This is a genomic window from Microbacterium sp. GW823-FHT02G05 (assembly GCF_058797175.1).
Genome location: NZ_JBXAJK010000001.1, coordinates 900193 through 917718, shown reverse-complemented (window position 1 = coordinate 917718; position 17526 = coordinate 900193). Strand labels below are relative to the sequence as shown.

Annotated in this window: 17 protein-coding genes; 2 read left to right on the top strand and 15 right to left on the bottom strand. The window is 67.4% G+C overall.

The genetic code is table 11. The features are described 5' to 3' along the window. Positions 1–10: 10 nt before the first annotated feature. From AC1REM_RS04305 to AC1REM_RS04280, 6 genes are read right to left on the bottom strand one after another with little or no spacing between them, the layout of a single operon-like run. Positions 11–1312: a sulfatase family protein gene (locus tag AC1REM_RS04305; RefSeq protein WP_492513491.1), complete on the bottom strand. Its 1302-nt coding sequence runs from the start codon at positions 1310–1312 to the stop codon at positions 11–13. Beyond that, on the bottom strand, positions 1309–2628 hold the full coding sequence (locus AC1REM_RS04300; RefSeq protein ID WP_492513490.1) for a glycoside hydrolase 5 family protein: 1320 nt from the start codon (positions 2626–2628) through the stop codon (positions 1309–1311). Before AC1REM_RS04300 ends, AC1REM_RS04305 begins: the two co-directional genes overlap by 4 nt. Then, positions 2625–4079, bottom strand: coding sequence for a sulfatase family protein (locus AC1REM_RS04295; RefSeq protein ID WP_492513489.1), 1455 nt, complete (start codon positions 4077–4079; stop codon positions 2625–2627). The genes AC1REM_RS04300 and AC1REM_RS04295 overlap by 4 nt, the downstream gene beginning before the upstream one ends. Continuing rightward, entirely contained in the window at positions 4076–4975 is a 900-nt protein-coding gene (locus AC1REM_RS04290; RefSeq protein WP_492513488.1) for a carbohydrate ABC transporter permease, read from the bottom strand. The genes AC1REM_RS04295 and AC1REM_RS04290 overlap by 4 nt, the downstream gene beginning before the upstream one ends. Then, a complete protein-coding gene (locus AC1REM_RS04285) occupies positions 4975–5943 on the bottom strand; it encodes a carbohydrate ABC transporter permease (RefSeq protein ID WP_378788087.1) in 969 nt (322 codons plus the stop codon). The genes AC1REM_RS04290 and AC1REM_RS04285 overlap by 1 nt, the downstream gene beginning before the upstream one ends. A gap of 14 nt (positions 5944–5957) precedes the next feature. Continuing rightward, the gene (locus tag AC1REM_RS04280; protein WP_492513487.1) at positions 5958–7241 is read right to left on the bottom strand and encodes an ABC transporter substrate-binding protein; all 1284 of its coding nucleotides are present in this window, start codon (positions 7239–7241) and stop codon (positions 5958–5960) included. Between the two features lie 253 nt (positions 7242–7494). On the opposite strand from AC1REM_RS04280, the gene AC1REM_RS04275 reads away from it, so the two are divergent. Both AC1REM_RS04275 and AC1REM_RS04270 read left to right on the top strand, forming a co-directional pair. Then, entirely contained in the window at positions 7495–8322 is an 828-nt protein-coding gene (locus tag AC1REM_RS04275) for a BtpA/SgcQ family protein (protein ID WP_492513486.1), read from the top strand. A gap of 167 nt (positions 8323–8489) precedes the next feature. Then, a complete protein-coding gene (locus AC1REM_RS04270; protein ID WP_492513485.1) occupies positions 8490–9209 on the top strand; it encodes a GntR family transcriptional regulator in 720 nt (239 codons plus the stop codon). A gap of 69 nt (positions 9210–9278) precedes the next feature. Here the strand turns inward: AC1REM_RS04270 and AC1REM_RS04265 are convergent, their stop codons facing one another. The 9 genes from AC1REM_RS04265 to AC1REM_RS04225 form a co-directional block, all read right to left on the bottom strand. Next, entirely contained in the window at positions 9279–10613 is a 1335-nt protein-coding gene (locus tag AC1REM_RS04265) for an MFS transporter (RefSeq protein WP_492513484.1), read from the bottom strand. Between the two features lie 103 nt (positions 10614–10716). Continuing rightward, on the bottom strand, positions 10717–11703 hold the full coding sequence (locus AC1REM_RS04260; protein ID WP_492513483.1) for a nucleoside hydrolase: 987 nt from the start codon (positions 11701–11703) through the stop codon (positions 10717–10719). A 26-nt stretch (positions 11704–11729) separates the two neighbouring features. Continuing rightward, a complete protein-coding gene (locus AC1REM_RS04255) occupies positions 11730–12407 on the bottom strand; it encodes a substrate-binding domain-containing protein (RefSeq protein WP_492513482.1) in 678 nt (225 codons plus the stop codon). Further along, positions 12404–13045 (bottom strand): class II aldolase/adducin family protein, encoded by a 642-nt coding sequence (locus tag AC1REM_RS04250; RefSeq protein ID WP_492513481.1) that lies wholly within the window; start codon positions 13043–13045, stop codon positions 12404–12406. Before AC1REM_RS04250 ends, AC1REM_RS04255 begins: the two co-directional genes overlap by 4 nt. Then, positions 13042–14268 (bottom strand): 3-oxo-tetronate kinase, encoded by a 1227-nt coding sequence (gene otnK / locus AC1REM_RS04245; protein ID WP_492513480.1) that lies wholly within the window; start codon positions 14266–14268, stop codon positions 13042–13044. Before otnK ends, AC1REM_RS04250 begins: the two co-directional genes overlap by 4 nt. Continuing rightward, entirely contained in the window at positions 14265–14933 is a 669-nt protein-coding gene (locus tag AC1REM_RS04240; RefSeq protein WP_492513479.1) for a hypothetical protein, read from the bottom strand. The genes otnK and AC1REM_RS04240 overlap by 4 nt, the downstream gene beginning before the upstream one ends. Beyond that, the gene (locus tag AC1REM_RS04235; RefSeq protein WP_492513478.1) at positions 14930–15739 is read right to left on the bottom strand and encodes a hydroxypyruvate isomerase family protein; all 810 of its coding nucleotides are present in this window, start codon (positions 15737–15739) and stop codon (positions 14930–14932) included. The genes AC1REM_RS04240 and AC1REM_RS04235 overlap by 4 nt, the downstream gene beginning before the upstream one ends. Further along, entirely contained in the window at positions 15736–16722 is a 987-nt protein-coding gene (locus tag AC1REM_RS04230; protein ID WP_492513477.1) for a phosphoglycerate dehydrogenase, read from the bottom strand. Before AC1REM_RS04230 ends, AC1REM_RS04235 begins: the two co-directional genes overlap by 4 nt. Beyond that, complete coding sequence (locus AC1REM_RS04225) at positions 16719–17504, bottom strand: NAD-dependent epimerase/dehydratase family protein (RefSeq protein ID WP_492513476.1); 786 nt, start codon at positions 17502–17504, stop codon at positions 16719–16721. The genes AC1REM_RS04230 and AC1REM_RS04225 overlap by 4 nt, the downstream gene beginning before the upstream one ends. Positions 17505–17526: the final 22 nt, after the last annotated feature.

Sequence of the window (17526 nt, the reverse complement as noted above, 5' to 3'; positions counted from 1 at the left end):
GCGCGTCAGCTCACGCGACCCAGGGCGTCGGATCCCAGTCGAAGCTCGCAGCCCACGCCGAGAGCTCCGCCTGCAGCTCAGCGGCGATCTGCGGATGCTGTGCCGACACGTCCGTGCTCTCTGCAGGGTCGTCGTCGAGGTTGACCAGCACGACGCTGCCCAGCTCGAAGGGGCCACCGAGGTGCTCACGGGCCGACGTGACGAGCTTCCACGGGCCGCGGCGGGCCGCGAGCTGCGGACCGTACTCCCAGAAGAGCGTCCGCTCTGGCGCAGCATCCTGAGCCTTCCAGGCCTCCAGCACACTCACGCCGTCGACCCCGGGAGCCGCGGGCAGACCGACGGCGTCGAGCACGGTCGGCACGACATCCATCATCGCCGCCGGCTCCGTCCACTCCGCGCCCTGGGGCAGTGCCGCGGGCCAGGAGACGATCGCCGGCACGCGGATCCCGCCGTCGAAGAGCGAGCCCTTGTTGCCGCGGAGGCCACCGGTCGACCCGCCCTGGTAGTCGATCTCCTCGCCGTTGAGCCAGTTGCGGCTCTCAGTCGAGGGGCCGTTGTCGCTGGAGAAGAAGACGATCGTGTTCTCAGTGAGGCCGCGCTGCTCGAGCGTGTCGAGAATGCGTCCGATTCCGTCATCCATCGCCGAGATCATCGCTGCCATGATGCGGCGACCCTCGGGCAGTTCGGGGAAGCGGTCGACGTACTCCTTCGGCGCGTGCATCGGATAGTGCGGCGCGTTGAAGGGCACGAAGGCGAAGAATGGGTCTTCGCCCTGCGCCTGGATGAACTCCGCGGCCTTCTCGGCGATGACGTCGGTGAGGTAGCGGCCGTTGTCCCAGGCCTCGGTCTCGTCATCCCAGAGATCGTGGACGGGGTTCTGCCCCTGACCCCAGTAGAAGATGTGCGAGTAGTAGTCGACGCATCCGGCGAGGAAGCCGAAGTGGCGGTCGAAGCCGCGATCCATCGGCCGGTAGCCGTCGCTCGCGCCGAGGTGCCACTTGCCGAAGAGCCCGGTGCCGTACCCGGCATCACGAAGCCGCGAAGCGAGTGTGGGCTGCTCCGGCAGACCGGGTGTTCCGCGCTTGCCGCCGAGGATCTCCTGCACCCCGGCGTTCACCGGGTGGCGTCCCGTCAACAGGGACGCGCGTGAGGGCGAGCAGACCGGAGAGTTCGAGTACCAGTTCGTCAGGCGGATGCCACGGGCGGCCAACCGGTCGAGGTGCGGTGTGCGGATGTCCTCGCTGCCGAAGCATCCGACATCGCCGTAGCCGAGGTCGTCCGCGTAGATGACGACGACGTTGGGGCGCGTCACAGCGCGCTCGCGGTGTGGTCGACGACCGTGTTGTTCGACGAGTACTCGGTCGCCGCCCCCAGGTCGGGCCGGATCAGCTCGGTGATGCCGCGTGCGGCGAGCAGCGCCGGGTTCTCGGCGTCCTTCGAGGTGACGATCGCGGGGTCGATGCCGTCGGTGCAGGCATCCACCCACGCCTGGAAGATCGCGCCGCCCGGGCTCATCGCACCGCGGCTGATCGGGATCTCGTTCTCATCGACGGGAACGACGATGCCGACCGGACGAGCGGGAGGCGTCTGGCGCGCGCGCAGCTCCGGGATGATCTCGGCGAACCGCTTCCCGATCGGCTTGGCCGCGCCGCCGTTGTCGATCAGACCGAGCGAGTACTCGAGTTCGGGGTAGTCGGCGAGCTCGCGGCTCACGTCGTGCGAGCACCACCAGGTCACGCCCCAGAGGTTCTCGGTGCGGGCCGCAGAGCGCACGGTCGCCTCGAGGAAGTCGGGCGTCTGCTCGGGCGTGAGGCAGTTCGACGGAGCGCCGATCTCCTGCAGCCAGATCGGCCGGGTCGGGTCCGTGGCGAAGCCGCGGGACAGCTCGATCATGTACTCGGCGTGACGGTCGCTGGCGATCGAGCGCCCGCCGTAACGCTGGGCGGTGCCGTTGAAGATCCAGGAGTGGATCGTGGTCATCGCGCCGAGTCGGCTGGCGTGCGCGGGCACGAAGCCGTGACCGTCCATGTACCAGGCCGCGTCGTACTCGCTGTGCACGTGCGGCAGCCCCGGAGCGCTCTGCTCTGCAGCATCCAGCAGCGTCGTGATCCAGTTCGCCGCCTCGTCGGGGGTCACCGGCCACGGCGAGGGGTGGTTCTTCGCCGAGAACTGGTTGGTCTCGTTGCCGAGAGTGAAACCGAGGAAGTTGGAGGCTTCGCCCAGCGACGCCCCCAGCGCCTTCACGAGCTCGACCTGGCCGCTCAGCGCCTGCGGGTGCGTGAACATGTTCTTGTCGTGCCAGGTGAACAGCCACGACGGGATGAAGTCGAAGCTCGACAGGTGCCCCTGGATCACGTCGACGCTGGCGTCCATCCCGAACTCCGCCGCGATGTCGACAACCGTGCGCACGTCGTCGATCGCCTCCTGACGGATCAGGGTGCGGTTCGGCTGCAGCACCGTCCACAGCGGGAAGACGCGCACGTGGTCGAGGCCGAGCTCTGCGAGCCCCGCGAAGTCGCGGCGCACGTTGTCGGGGGTGAAGGAGAGCCAGGAGTGCATCCACTCGGTCGCCGGCGTGTAGTTCGCTCCGAAGCGGAGCGGCTCGTCGGGCGTGAGGGCGAAGGTCATTGCAGGGGTCTTTCCGGTACAGGCTGGCGGGGGTGCGGGGTGTCGCCCAGCTGGTGCTGGAGATCCCACAGTCGCAGGGTGAGGTCGGAGCGGATCTCGGCATAGGCCGGATCCAGGTGCACGCTGGAGAGCTCGAAGGGGTCGTTCTGCAGATCGAACAGCTCCCACTCGGGCGGATAGGTCACGTTCGAGGTGTTGGGCAGGCCCATCCCATCGGCGTAGTAGTAGATGAGCTTGTAGCGATCCGTGCGGATGCCGTAGTGCGCCCACACATGGTGCATGTGGTCGTCGTGCTCGTAGAAGCGGTAGTAGTGCGCGTCGCGGACGGCGTCGGCGGGAGCGGCAGCTCCGGATGCCTCGGCGAGCAGCGGCACGAGGTCGTGACCCTGCATCTCCACAGACGCCTCGACTCCGGCGAAGGAGAGGATCGTCTGTCCGACGTCGACGTTCGACACGAGACTCGCGATCTGCTGTCCCGCCGCGATGCGCGCGGGGTAGCTCAGCACGAACGGCATCCGCAGCGACTCCTCGTACATGAAGCGCTTGTCGAACCAGCCGTGCTCGCCCAGATAGAAGCCCTGGTCGGAGGCGTAGATCGTGACGGTGTCGTCCCACTGTCCACGGTCGCGGAGCGCCTGCGTGATCGCGGCGACGCCCTCATCGACCGAGGCGACGCAGCGCAGGTAGTCCTGCATGTAACGCTGGTACTTCCAGATCGCCCGCTCGTTGTAGCCGAGCTCCGTGGGGGGCTCTTCCTTGAGGTCGATGTCGGTCAGGTAGTCGGCGATCCGCATGGTGGCGTGGTGCGCGGGAGTGCCGCGGCCGTCATAGTCGTCGAAGAACGTCGGCGGCAGCGGGATCGGGTCGTTGTACGCGTCGGCGTACTTCGGATGCGGCTGCCACGGACGATGCGGCGCCTTGTGCCAGACGAGTACGCAATACGGCTCGTCGCCCTGTGCGGCCATCCACGCGAGGGCGCGCTCGGTGATGATGTCGGTGACGTAGCCCTCGAACCGCACCGAGCCCTCTGGCGTGTAGAACTCGGGATCGAAGTACTCGCCCTGATCGGGCAGCACCTCCCAGTGGTCGAAGCCGACCGGGTCGTATCCCTCGCCGTGGCCGAGGTGCCACTTGCCGAACATCGCCGTGCGGTAGCCCGCCGCCTTGAGCGCCGTGATGAAGGTCTCATGGTCGTTCGTCAGGTGCGTGGCCAGCGTCGTCACGTCACTCGTGTGCGAGTACGTGCCGGTGAGGAAGGCCGCACGGCTGGGCGTGCACAGCGCGTTCTCGACGAGAGCCGTGTCGAAGCGCACCCCCGCCTCGGCGATCGCGTCGATGCCGGGCGTCTGGTTGATCACGGACCCGTAGGCGCTGATCGCGTTCGCCGCGTGGTCGTCCGTGAGGACGAACACGATGTTGGGACGCTTCGGCGTCTGCTGCGCGGCGCTCATCCCTTCAGCCCACCCTCGCCGATGCCGCGGAAGAAGTACCGCTGCAGCGAGAAGAAGAGGATGATCAGCGGAACGATCGCGATGATCGTGCCGGCGGCGACCACCCGCGGGTCGTTCGTGAACGTGCCCTGGAGGAAGTTGAGTCCGACGGTCAGCGTGTAGAGGTTCTGATCCGAGAGCACGATGAGCGGCCAGAGGAACTCATCCCAGGCGCCGACGAACGAGAAGATCGCGACGACCGTGACCATGCCCTTGACCGACGGCAGGGCGATGTGACGGAATCGCTGCCAGGCGTTCGCACCGTCGAGCATCGCGGCCTCGTCCATCGCGTGCGGGATCGCCATGAAGGCGCTCCGCATGAGCAGGACGTTGAGCGAGCCGACGACGGTCGGCAGGATGACGCCGAGCAGGGTGTTGTTCAAGCCCAGCTCCTGCGTGAGCAGGTACTTCGCGATGAGGATGACCTCGCCCGGGATCAGGATGCCCATGAGGAACACCGAGAGGGCGAGCTTCACACCACGGAAGCGCAGCCGCGCGAGCGCATAGCCCGCGAGCGTCGCTCCGATGACCTCGCCGACCACGGCGCCGCCGGCGACGATGAACGAGTTCAGCACGTAGCGCCACACCGGCACGACCTCGCCGACGCGGCCGTAGGCGGCGAGCGTGGGGTCCTCCGGGATGAACTGCGGCGGCATCGAGTAGAGATCCGACCCCATGCCCTTGAGCGAGGTCGACAGCTGCCAGAGGAAGGGCCCGATCATGATGACCAGCATGATGAGCAGGATCGCGTAGCGCAGCACCATTCCCGGCGCCTTCTTGCGCAGGCGCGCACGGCGGGCCTCGCGAGCCCGGAGGGCGATCTCGTCCTGCTGATCGAGGGTGGCGGTCTCGGCCATCAGTCCTCGCCTCCCTTGGTCTGGAGCTTGAGCATCGCGAGCATGAGGCCGATCGTGATGACGAACATGACGAGCGAGATGGCAGAGGAGTAGCCGAGCTGCGCGTCGAGGCCTGTGCCCTCGCGCTGGATGAGCATGACCATCGTCATGGCCTTGCCTCCGGGTCCGCCGGTGTTGCCGGAGAGCACGAAGACCTCGGTGAAGACGCGGAAGGCAGCGACGGCGGAGAGCACGCCGATCAGCACCATCGTGTTGCGCACGCCCGGCACGGTGACCGACCAGAAGGTGCGCCATGCGCTCGCGCCGTCGACGGCCGCGGCGTCGTAGAGCTCGCGGTTCACGTTCGAGAGCGCGGCGAGGTAGATGACCATGTAGTAGCCGAGGCCCTTCCACACCGTGACCGCCATGGCGCTGAACAGCAGCAGCCACCGGTCGGAGAGGAAGGGGATGGGCTGGGTGATGAACTGCAGCGCCATGAGGGTCTGGTTGACCAGACCGCGGCTGTCGAGCATCCAGGTCCAGATCACGCCGACGGCCACGGCCGAGGCGACGACGGGGATGTAGTACGCCGTGCGGAATGCGCTGATGCCGGGGATCGAGCTGTTCACGAGCAGCGCCAGCAGAAGCGGCAGCAGCATCATGAGCGGCACGACGATGACGGTGTAGAGCGTCGAGTTGAGCAGAGCGGTCCAGAACCGCTCATCGCCGGCCATGCGCACGAAGTTGTCGATGCCGACGAATTCGCCGGCGCGCAGGCGCGTGGCGTCGGTGAAGGCCAGGACGAGGGTGTTCAGGAACGGGTAGACCGTGAACACGCCCACGATCGTCAGGCCGAAGGCGAGGAAGAGCCAGGGTGTTCCCCACCAGTTGTAGCGAATGCCGCGACCCTTACCCCGGGTGGACGCGGCGGGCGCCGCCCCGCCGGGAGTGGATCCCGGCCGGGCGGCGCGCGCGGTTGTCGTCGACATTCGAGCGAACTCCGTTACTTCGACAGACGCTGGTTGGCGTACTCGACGACGGCGTCCAGAGCTTCCTGGGCCGTCTTCTCACCGAGCATGGCCTGGGCCAGCTGGTCACGCAGCTCGCTCTTCATGGGCTCGGTGAAGGATGCCGGCGAGTACACAATCGCGTCCTTGAGCTGCGCTGCGGCCATGACGCGCACATCCTCGTTCGGCGTGCCGTCGCTCGTCGTGAAGAACTCGTCCTCGATCGTGCCGACCGTCGACGGGAAGATGTTGACGACCTTGGCGAAGGCGAGCTGGTTCTGCGCGTTCGTGACCCAGCGGGCGAACTCCTTGGCGGTGGCCTTGTTCTTGGACTGCTCCGAGACGGCGACCAGCTGGATGTACATGTTCGGCTTCTCGTTGGTGATCAGCGGCGTGAGCGCGAGGCTCTCGAACACGGTCGGCGCGTTGTCCTGCAGAGCCTGCACGTTGTACGCGCTGCCCGGCATGTAGGCGATCTTGGCCGACTGGAACGACTTGTCGACGCCTGTGTAGTCGGTCGCGAGCGACTCGGGAAGGAACGCGCCCTCGTTGTAGAGCTTCTGGTAGGTCTCGACCAGCTCGACACCCTTGGCGTTGTTGAACGTGAACTCGGTCTGGTCCTTGTTCATGAGCTCGACGCCGTACATGCCGAAGACCTCGATGTTCGGCGTGCGGCCGATCATGGAGTACTTGCCGCCGACGGCCTTCGCCATCTCACCGGCCTGCGCGAAGAGCTCGTCGTAGGTCTCGGGGAGGTTCTCCGGGTCGAGGCCAGCCTCGGTGAAGAGCGCCTTGTTAAACATCGAGGGGCCCGTGTTCAGGTACCAGGGGTAGCCGAAGTTGCCGTCGAGGGCCTTCCAGTCCATCGCCGCCCATGCCTCGGGGAGGTAGAGGTCCTTCGCCTCGGGATCGGCGTCCGCGAGGTTCATGAGCATGCCGGCCTGGGCGAGGGGGTAGCCCGTGCCGGGGTCCAGGTTCACGACATCCGGGAGCGTTCCGGCGGCGGCATCCGCGGAGAGCTTGTCGGCGTAGCCCTCGGCGGGCTGGTCGACCCACTTCACGCTCGTGCCGGGGTACTCCTCTTCGAAGTCGGCGATGACGCCCTCGAAGTACTCCTGGAAGTTGGCCTTCAGGTTCCAGGTCTGGAACGTGATCTCTCCAGTGACCTCGCCGTTCGCGTCGCTTCCGCCCCCCGCGGGAGCCCCACCGGTGGCGCAGCCACCCAGCATGGCGGTCAGCGCAACCGCTGCACCTGCAACGACAACACGTGATTTCTTCATTGAACACACTTCCTGTAGACGGCTCTGTGATTACTGAAGCGCATTAGCGCCCTGGGTGCAGTCGGGACCAGACCCAATGTCATGCACACTAATACGCTTTAGTTCCTCATTGCAACCTCGCCCGTCGCGCCGACACTCCCCGCGACCGCACGGGGTCGCCGCCCTCGCCGTCACCCAACAGTGTGTTGACAGGTCCAAATTATCGAATATTATTTGAAGTGTCAGCCGCTCACCCATCAATGAGGAGACCCCCATGAGCAACCCGTACCTCCAGCGCTACAACAGCGTCTTCGCCGGCAAGTCCCCCGTCATCGGCATGGTCCACATGTACGCGCTTCCCGGCGCCCCGGGCTTCTCGGGCAACCTGAACGACGTCATCGACCGCGCCGTGGCCGACGCGACCACGCTTGCCGAGGGCGGTGTCGACGCGCTCCTGGTCGAGAACTTCCACGACTACCCCTTCTACCCCGACACCGTCGAGCCCGAGACCGTCGCCTCCGCGGCCGTCGTCGCTCGCGAGGTCGCGCGCCAGACCGACCTGCCCCTCGGCATCAACATCCTGCGCAACTCGTGGAAGGCATCGCTCGGAATCGCCGCAGCGGTCGACGCGCAGTTCATCCGCCTGAACATCCTGACCGACGCATCGGTCACCGATCAGGGCATCATCAACAGCGAGGCGCACCTCGTCGCTCGCTACAAGAAGCACATCGGCGGCGAGCACATCCTCACCCTGGCTGACCTGCTCACCAAGCACGCCCGTCCGCTCGTTGACCGTCCGGTCGGCGTGATCGCGGCCGACATGCTGCACCGCGGTGGCGCCGACGCGATCATCCTCGCCGGTGACGACACGAGCATGCCGCCGAGCCTTGAGCGCCTGCACGCCGTCAAGGAGGCGATCTCGGACGCGCCGATCATTCTCGGCTCGGGCATGACCGCCCGCCACGCTGCGCAGTACGCGAAGGTCGCCGACGGTGCCGTCTTCGGCTACGGCTCGAAGAAGGGCCACGACATGGACCTGCCCGCCAGCGGCGAGCTGACCCGCGAGTTCGTCGGCCTGTGGCGCGGCGGCAAGACCGCCTAAGCAGTCCCCGAGTGAGGCCCGTGCCGTAAGGCGCGGGCCTCACTTCTTTTCCCCGCACCTCTCATGAGCGGCAGTTCTGCGGCATGCGCCGCGTGGAGGCGATAGTTTCGTCAGAGAGGTGCAGGACCCCGGAAGCACTGTCCGGCTGCCCCCTTCCAAGGAGTTCGATGAGCGAGAATCGCGTCCCGCCGTCGCGACAGCGATCCACGCGCGTGCCGCTGGCCGACCGCGCCTACGAAGCCCTGCTGCTGCAGGTCATCGGAGGAAACCGGCCACCCGGCGCGTGGCTCAACATCGGCGCCCTCTCACGCGAGATGGGCCTCTCCGCAACCCCGATCCGTGAAGCTCTGGCACGGCTGGAGCCGACCGGCCTCGTACGCCGCAATCCGCTACGTGGCTACGAGGTTTCACCGCTCCTCTCCCCCACTGAGATCGGCCAGCTGATGGACGCCCGTCTGCTGTTCGAGCCGTCCTTCGCCGCCGAAGCCTCCGCGCGCGCTGATACCGGTTTCCTGCAGCAGCTCATGGACACCATCACGACGATGGAGGACGCAGGAGAGGTCACCGACCCCGAAGCCCTCAAGGCGAGCTGGATCGCCGACGAGCACTTCCACTCCCTCATCAGCATCCAGGCCGGCAACCCCTTCACACGCCGCGCGTATGAAGGCCTCGGCAGCCAGCTCCAGCGCTTCCGGCTCAGCGGCACCGCCGGGCGCACGCACGCGCTAGAAGCCGCCCACGAGCATCGCGAGATCTATGACGCGATCGCGCAGGCAGACCATGACCGTGCCCGCGAGCTGATGCGGGCGCATGTCGAGAAGGCGCGACAGCGCACACTCACGGACGAGCGCGCCGCGCATCCAGATGACGACACCGCCGCGCACTGACGGCGTTCCTTGGACGAGAAGAAGGCCCCCTCCGCGCGGAGGGGGCCTTCTTCATGAATGCGGTCAGGTTCAGCTGTCTGCCGTGAAGACGCCGTTGCGGCGCTTCGCGACCAGGTAGAGCACGACGCTGATGGTGCAGAGCGTCGCCACGTAGAACGGGAACACCCAGCCCAGGTCGATGCTGCGCAGCCACACGAAAAGGTACGACGCCGTGCCGCCGAAGACGGCCACGCCGATGCCGTAGCCGAGACCGACGGCCGTGCCGCGGTAGCGCTGCGGGATCATGAGGTTCGCGACGGTGCTGAAGATCGTGAGGTTCAGCAGCAGCACGAGCGATCCGCCCAGCATGACGCCCGCAAGGGTGCCCACGCCGTTGCCGGTGTAGAGCAGCACGAGGAAGATCGTCGGGATGGCGGCGATGCGGCCCCAGACGAACCAGCGCGACAGGTCGAACTTGTCGAGGACGCGGCTGAGCACGAAAGCACCGACGGTCAGGATGATGCCGAGCGTGGTCGAGACGGCGAAGACGCCGGTCGGGTCCTCTCCGTACGATCCCGTCGCGGCCGAGGGCAGACCCGAGAGCCAGGTGTAGTTGTAGGCCTGGAGGGCGCCGACGATGAACACGACGGCGAGGATGCTGAGCCAGTAGTGACGCACGCCGCGCCAGACCTCGATCGACTCCGTGCGCGTCGGGGTGAGCGCCGCGCCCGAGGACTTCGCCCCACCCGAGGGAAGGGTCTCGGGCAGGCTGCGGCGCAGCCACAGCACGATGATGCCGAGAAGGCCACCGAGGATGAACGGGATGCGCCAGCCGAACTCCGCCATGTTCTCCGGGCCGAGCGTCGCGCTCGCGACGAAGGCGGTGAGCGGCGCGAGCATGTTGCCGAAGTTGTTGAACGTGGCCATGAAGCCGGCGACGTAGCCGGGGCGGTCCGGGACGAGCTCGACGCCGTAGGCAGCGCCCAACGAGCCCTCGATGCCGGTCGAGAAGCCCTGCAGGATGCGGCAGAGAAGGACGATCACACCGGCCCAGATGCCGATGGTCTCGTGCGTCGGGGTGATGCCGATGACAAGGCTGCCGAGCGCGGTGGCGCCGACCGCTCCGATCATGACGGGCTTGCGGCCGAAGCGGTCGGCCATCATGCCGAACACGACGCCGCCGATGGGGCGCACGACGAAGCCGACGGCGAAGATCGCGAGGGCGTTCAGCGTCGCTGCGACCGGGCTGTCACCCGGGAAGAACGCCTGCCCCAGGTAGACCGAGAGCAGACCGAACATTGCCCAGTCGTACCACTCGAGAGCGTGACCGGCGCTGAGCGCGAAGAGCATCTTCGCGTGACTTTTCTTCTTGACGGCCGTGGCACCGGTGGGGGTCACCGACGGCTGTTCCTTCAGGTGGGACATAGCAACGAGCTCCTTCGCTCAGAGTCTTAGCAAGAAATACTATAGCGGACACTATACGATTCACCTAGGGGTGTGAACCGATCCGCAGGTCGATGAACGGGTGTCAGCGCCATGGCAACGGACGCCGCAGAACCTCCTCGATGAACGCCAGGACCCCGTTGAAGTCCATGTCGAAGATGATGCGATGCTGAGGGCGGGTCTCGCCCTGCTCCGGGTGGACGCCTGCGAGGAAGCGGTCGCCGGTCTCGGCGTCCTCGAACACCTGCAACGGCCGCTGTACGGCGCCCGCGACGAGCTCAGGTCGCAGCAGCGCCGCCACAGCGAGACTGTCGTTGATGCCCATGACGCGCTCGTCCTCGGAACGCCCGTAGGAGCGCGAGTAGAACGTCGAGTAGTCCCGGCTGATGGCGGTGATCAACTCTGCCGGAGCGGACCCCGTCTCCTGGGCGATTGCGAGGAAGAACTGCTCCGGCACGAGTGCCTGACGCGTCACATACGGACCACACCAGGTGATGTCGCCCGGCCGCTGCGCCACGATCTGCGCAGCATCGATGTCGAACGAGACGTTCGGGTCGCGCGAGACACGGAAACGGCGATCCGCCCACGGCTCCGTGTCGTTGTACAGCGCAGGGCCGAGGGTGCCGACGATCATGACGCTCTTGAGCTTGTCGATCAACGCGCCGTCGATCTCCAGCGCCCGCGCGAGGTTCGTCTGCGGGCCGAGCGCGATGTAGTCGATCTCCCCCGGGTGGGCGTTGATCAGGTCGACGACGATCGGGATGCCGCTGGGTTCGGCGAGTACGGGAACCTCCGGCTGCAGGTCGGTGTTGCCGAAGCCGTCGTCTCCGTGCACACCGGAGGACAGCTTCAGCTCCTGCTTCAGCGGAGCGTCGCTGCCGCGGTACACCGGCACATCCTGACGACCGCAGGTGTCGAGCACGTAGCGGGCGTTGTTCGCGGCGCGTTCACCGTAGGTGTTGCCGAACACGCTGACCACGGCGAGGATCTCCACCTCAGGGTCTGCCGCCAGCAGCATCATGGCCAGCGCGTCGTCGACGCCCGTGTCGGTGTCGATGATGACTTTTCTCATGAGATCTCCTTCTTGCTCCCTGACGCTCAGGGAGCGCTCAGTCCGACGTCGGCGAATGCGGCGTTCGCGCGCACACTCGTGAGTGATGCCGCAAAGGCGGCGGCGGCTTCCGGCGCTCCGGGGCGCACCCCGATCGCGAAGCGCGCGTACGACTGCAGCTCATGCGGGATCGGCGCGACGATGTGCGCGCCGGGAACGGACCGCAGTTCGCTGACCTGCTGAATCGCGACACTCGCACGGCCGTCCACGACGGCCTCGGCGGTCAGCCCGTCGGGGAAGCGGACGGCGCGCTCATCGATCCGGTCGAGCTTCTCTCGTCGACGCATGGCCTCGATGAAGTGCAGCCCACTCGCCCCCGACAGCGAGTAGGCGACGGCATCCGCGGTGAGCAGATAGTCAAGGAACGCCTCTGCAGACTCATCCGCAGGCGCGGGCGACTCCGGCAGCCGAGCGAATCCGACGGCCGACACCGCGATCTCGGTCACCGAACGAGGGTCGAGGATGCCGCGATCGGCAAGATCGAGCACCGAGGAGGTCACGCCGAGCATGAGATCAGGACGCTCTCCGGCCTCGATGCGCTTCAACAGCACCGTCGTGGGCTCGAAGGTGGGAACGATGCGCTCGCCCGTGGCGTCTTCGAAGGCCGGAATCAGTCGTTCGACGAGTGATTGTCGGACGACCAGTCCGCTGTACAGAGTGATCATGGGGTCGTTTTCCTTCCAGAGGGCGGACGGAGTGCGGCGAGCATCTCGTCGGTGAGTGGCGCCGTCGGAAGTCCGCGGGTGATGAAGAAGAGCTGCGCGGTGTGCTCCAGCTCTTCGAGCGCGTCCAACGCCGCATCGAGGTCGACACCGGCGATGACAGGACCGTGATTGCGCAGCAGCAGCGCGTGAGTGTCTCCCGCGGCGCTCTCGATCGCCGCGGTTGCCGCTGCGTCCCCTGGCGCGTAGTAGGGCAGCACCCGGAGCGCTCCCACTCGCATCCCGTAGTACGCGGTGAGCGCGGGAAGCGGATGCTGCGCGTCGAGGTCGTCCAGACAGGACAGCGCGGCGGAGTAGGCGGAGTGAGTGTGCACGACAGCGCCCAGGTCGCGTCGTGCGCGCAGGACCGCGGCGTGCAGGAAGGCTTCCTTGGTCGGTGGCGGGCCCTCCAGATGGCGCCCCGACTCGTCCATGACCGAGAGCTCCTCGGCCGTCACGGCGTCGAGTCCGATCCCCGTGGGAGTCACGATGATGCGTTCTCCGTCGCGCACCGCCAGATTGCCGGTGCGACCGTGGGTGAGTCCGCGCCGGTGGATCGAGTGCGCGACCCGCACGATGCTGTCGCGGACGGGCTCACTCACGAGGTCGCTCCGCTGCGGGACACGTCAACGAACAGATCGGGCGCGCCGAAGTTCCCGGACTTCAGCACGAGATGGAGTCCGCGGGCCTGATCGTGAATCCACGGTGCACCGAGCGCGGCCTCCTCCCCCACGACGGCCGTCCGCAGCCCCAACTGCTTGACGACCTCGCCCGAAGTCTCGCCTCCGGCGATGAGCATGCGGCGCACTCCCGCGTCCGAGAGGCTGCGCGCAGTGAGCCCGGCCGCACGTTCGTAGAGTTCGCCCGCGTGCGGAATCCGAGGATCGCGCTCCTCCGCGGGACTGGACGAGTAGATCATCACCGAGACACCGCTCGGCTGCGTCGCCCACCAGGCGAGCGCATTCGCCGCCAGCTCTTCCGCCGTGTCACCGGGCTCGGCGGCGAGTCGGTACGACGCGCCTCCGCTCTCCCGGAACCGGGCGACCTGCTCCAGCGTGCGCGCCGAGCAGCTTCCGGCGAGGATGACGGTAGGACCCGCGGGGGGACCAGGGATACGGTCCCCGCGAGCCTCCTGGCGCTGGGCGAGCGCACCGATGAGGCCCGCCGAGCCACCGACGAGTCCATGATCCTCCACGGCCTCGGCGAGTGTGGCGAGATCGGATTCGGTGATCGCGTCGGCGACGAGATGCGAGATGTCCGCGCTCTGCGCATTCGCGATCGCGTCGCGAACGGCGTCCGCACCCCCGTGAATCGCGGGCAGAGCAAGGCCCTGCACCTCTCCCGGCGTCTGCGGGGCGAGCAGCCGCAGAACCGAGGAGTCGCGCATGGGTGTCACGGGATGCTCGCGCATGTGCGTCTCGTGCAGCGGACGACCGTCGACGAAGAGGTGCCCCTGGTACACGGTACGTCCGTGCAGCGGAGCGGCGGGGGTCGTGACGACGGTGCGAACACCGAGCGCCTCGGCGAGCGCATCCGTGATCGGACCGATGTTGCCGGTCTCGGTCGAGTCGAACGTCGAGCAGTACTTCACGTAGAAGGTGTCCGCGCCCGCGCCCTGGAGTGCGCGCAGCGCATCCAGGCTCTGTGCGGTCGCCTCAGCGACGGGAATCGAGCGGGTCTTCAACCCCACGACGATGGCGTCCGCCTCCCCGGCGTCACCGTCGATCTCCGTCGTGAGCGACAGGAGCGTCCGCAGACCGGCCCGACTGAGCGCTGCGGCCACATCCGTCGCCCCGGTGACATCGTCTGCGATGACGCCGATCATGGACGTCGGCTTTCGATCTCCGCCGAGAGTCGGCGGGCTGCGGCGCCGGGTGCCTCGAGCACGCGCACACCGAAGCGCTCCGCGAGTGCGGGCGCGGCGGGTGCGAGGGAGAACTGCGCCAGCACGATCATCTCGTAGCCCCCCTCGGCCTCGGCGATCGCGTCGCCCAGTGCCGCCGCGAGTTGCACAGCGTCCAGTGGCTTCGCGGCTGCCGGGACGACGAGTGCGCGCAGGTCCGTGCTCACACCGGCCGCCTCGAAGGCTGCGGACAGGCGCGCGGAGCTGTCCGCGGAGGACGATTCCAGAGACGCGACGAGCAGCACCCGCGCCGGGCGCGCGGCAACCGCCTCCGCGAACATCGATCCGTCCGGCGAGAGCACGGCGATGCCGTCCTCAACGCCGTCGCGGACATCCGCGCGCGACCCATACTGCGAGCACGTGATGAGGACGCCATCCGCACCGCCCGCGATCGCGGAGTCGATGAGACGATCCATGCGCGTCGCCAGCTCCGGGGTGACTCCGCCCTGATCCTGCGCATCGGCCAGCAGACGGTCGTCGAGCAGGTTCCACACGGTTCCGCCGGGGAAGGCATCGCTGATCGCCGCGGCGGCAGGGGGGATGGCGAGCGGGGTGGCGCTGATGAGCGCGATGCGAACGGTGGTCATCGGATGATCCTTTCGATCCATGACAGTCCTTCGACGGTTCCGGCGCGCGGGCCGTACTCGCAACCGATCCAGCCGTCGTAGGAGCTGGCTGCGATGTGGGCGAGCACGCGCTCATAGGCGATCTCCCCGGTGCCGGGTTCGCCCCGGCCCGGGTTGTCCGCGATCTGGATGTGCCCGATGTTCGGCAGCAGGTGGTCGTACCTCTCGAGGAGATCTCCCCGGTCGACCTGTGCGTGGTACACGTCGAACAGCACGCCGACCGTCTCGGGGTCGATCGATGCGGCGACGCTCGCGGCCATCTCCATCGAGCGCAGCCCGTAGCCCGGCTGGTCCCGCTTGTTGATGGCCTCCAGCACGATGCGGATGCCGGCACTGCGCGCCTGCTCCGCCGCCCAGCCGATGTTCGCGACGTAGTTCGCGAAGGCGAGCTCGTCTGAGACGTCATCGGGCTGGTGCCCCGCCATCACGTGCACGACCGAGGCACCGATGACAGCCGCGTACTCGAAGGCGGTCTCAACGCCCGCACGGAACTCGGCTCGCGCCGACGGGGTGAACGCCGCCCCCATCGCGGTCGAGGTCTTCGGCGTTCCCGGCGGCGTGTTGATGAGGACCTGCTGAACTCCGGCAGCATCGAGCAGTGCGCGCACCTGCGACGCCGGCAGCTCGTACGAGGATGCGAACTCGACCGCGGTGAACCCTGAGGCGGCAGCCGCGTCGAATCGCTGCTCGAAGGGCAGCTCGGTGTACATCCACTTCAGATTCGCAGCGAGGCGGATCACTCCGCCGCCGTCCGTTTCGATGATCATGCTCGGACGCCCTCGTACGCGGGATTGACGACGAACTGCGGCTCCTCGGACGCCGTGAGCACGCGGATCACGTTGCGCGCGGCCATCCGCCCGGACTCGCCCCGCGCTTCGCGCGTGGCACCCGCCACGTGCGGCGTCGCGATGATCCCGGGCGTGTGCAGGAGCGGGCTGTCGTGCGGGAGCGGCTCGGTGGCGAAGACATCGAGCGCGGCACCGCCGATCACTCCTTCGCGCACAGCCTCGACAAGAGCATCCTCGTCGATGATCCCTCCGCGTGCCGTGTTCACGATGACGGCATCCGACTTCATCTGTCGCAGCCGCTCGGCGTCGATGAGATTGCGTGTCGAATCGTCGAGGAACAGGTGCAGAGTGACGAAGTCAGACTCGGCGAGCACCTCGTCGAGATCGGCGCGGCGGATGTCGTGCGCCGCGGCGAACGCCTCATCGAAGTAGGGGTCGAAGGCGACGACCTTCATGCCGAAGCCGATCGCGATGCCGGCGACGGCCTTTCCGATCGATCCGAGCCCCAGGATGCCGAGGGTCGCGCCACGCAGTTCGCGCCCCGTGGGCTGGGTCCATGGACCTTCCGAGACGATGCGCAGGTTCTCGGGGAGTGTCCGAGATGCCGCGAGCATGAGCGCGAACACCTGCTCGGCGACGGCCTGCCGATTCGCGCCGGCCGTGATGCAGACGGGAATGCCCTTCGCCGTCGCGGCGTCCAGGTCCACACTGTCGTAGCCGACGCCCGTGCGCACGATGATCCGCAGCTGTTCGGCCTGGCTCAGGGCTTCGGCCGTGAGCGGCGTGGTTCCGGCGATGATGGCGCGCACCGACGAGAGCAGTCGAGCCCGGTCGCCGGCGTCGAGCGCCTCGATGTCGGCGACATGGCGCGTACGCAATCCGGCATCCGTGAGCATCTGGTCGACCTCGTCGCCCGGGTGGAGGTATGCGGTTGTGATCAGCACATCGGCGACGTCGTTCACCAGATACCTCCTGCGTAGTCGACAGCCGTGAAGGCGCCGCCGTGGAACTGCGGGGCCGGGGCGTCATGATCGACGGCGTCGGCATGATCAGACGCGTTGTCCTTCGGGACGTAGCCGATCGCGAACCATCCGGCATCCGCGTTCCACCAGCGTTCGGTGTTCGCCGACGTGCCGTAGACGACCTGGCATCCCACCGGGCCGCTCTCGATCGATGCGCGGACGAGTTCGACGCCGTCCGCCCAGCTGAGCCAGAGGGCGAGCTGACGGCGGTCCTCGGGCGCCGGCCGGAACGTGCCGATCCGCAGCAGGACCGATTCCACTCCCCACTTATCCCAGTACAGGCTGCCCATCGCCTCACCGAAGGCCTTCGAGACTCCGTAATACGTGTCGGGACGCAAGGGGGCCGATTCGTCGAGGAGTTCACTCGCGGGGTGGAACCCGACGATGTGGTTGGAACTCGCGTAGATCACACGGCGCACGCCGGCGCGGCGAGCTGCTTCATACACGTTGTAGGTGCCGTCGATGTTGGCAGTGCGGATGGCCTCGTAGGATGCTTCGTCGGCGACGCCGCCGAGGTGCACGATCACGTCGACACCCTGCGCGGCCTCCGTCAGCCGGTCAAGGTCGACCAGGTCTCCGATGATGACTTCTTCGCGCGGGAACAGCGGTTCCGTCGGCGCGCTGCGCACGTAGAGCACGACGCGGTCATAACGGCCCGCGAGTCCCTCGCGGATCACCTGCCCCATGCGTCCGGCGCCACCGGTGTAGAGCACTGTCGTCATCTTGGTCCTTTCGTCGGCAGCG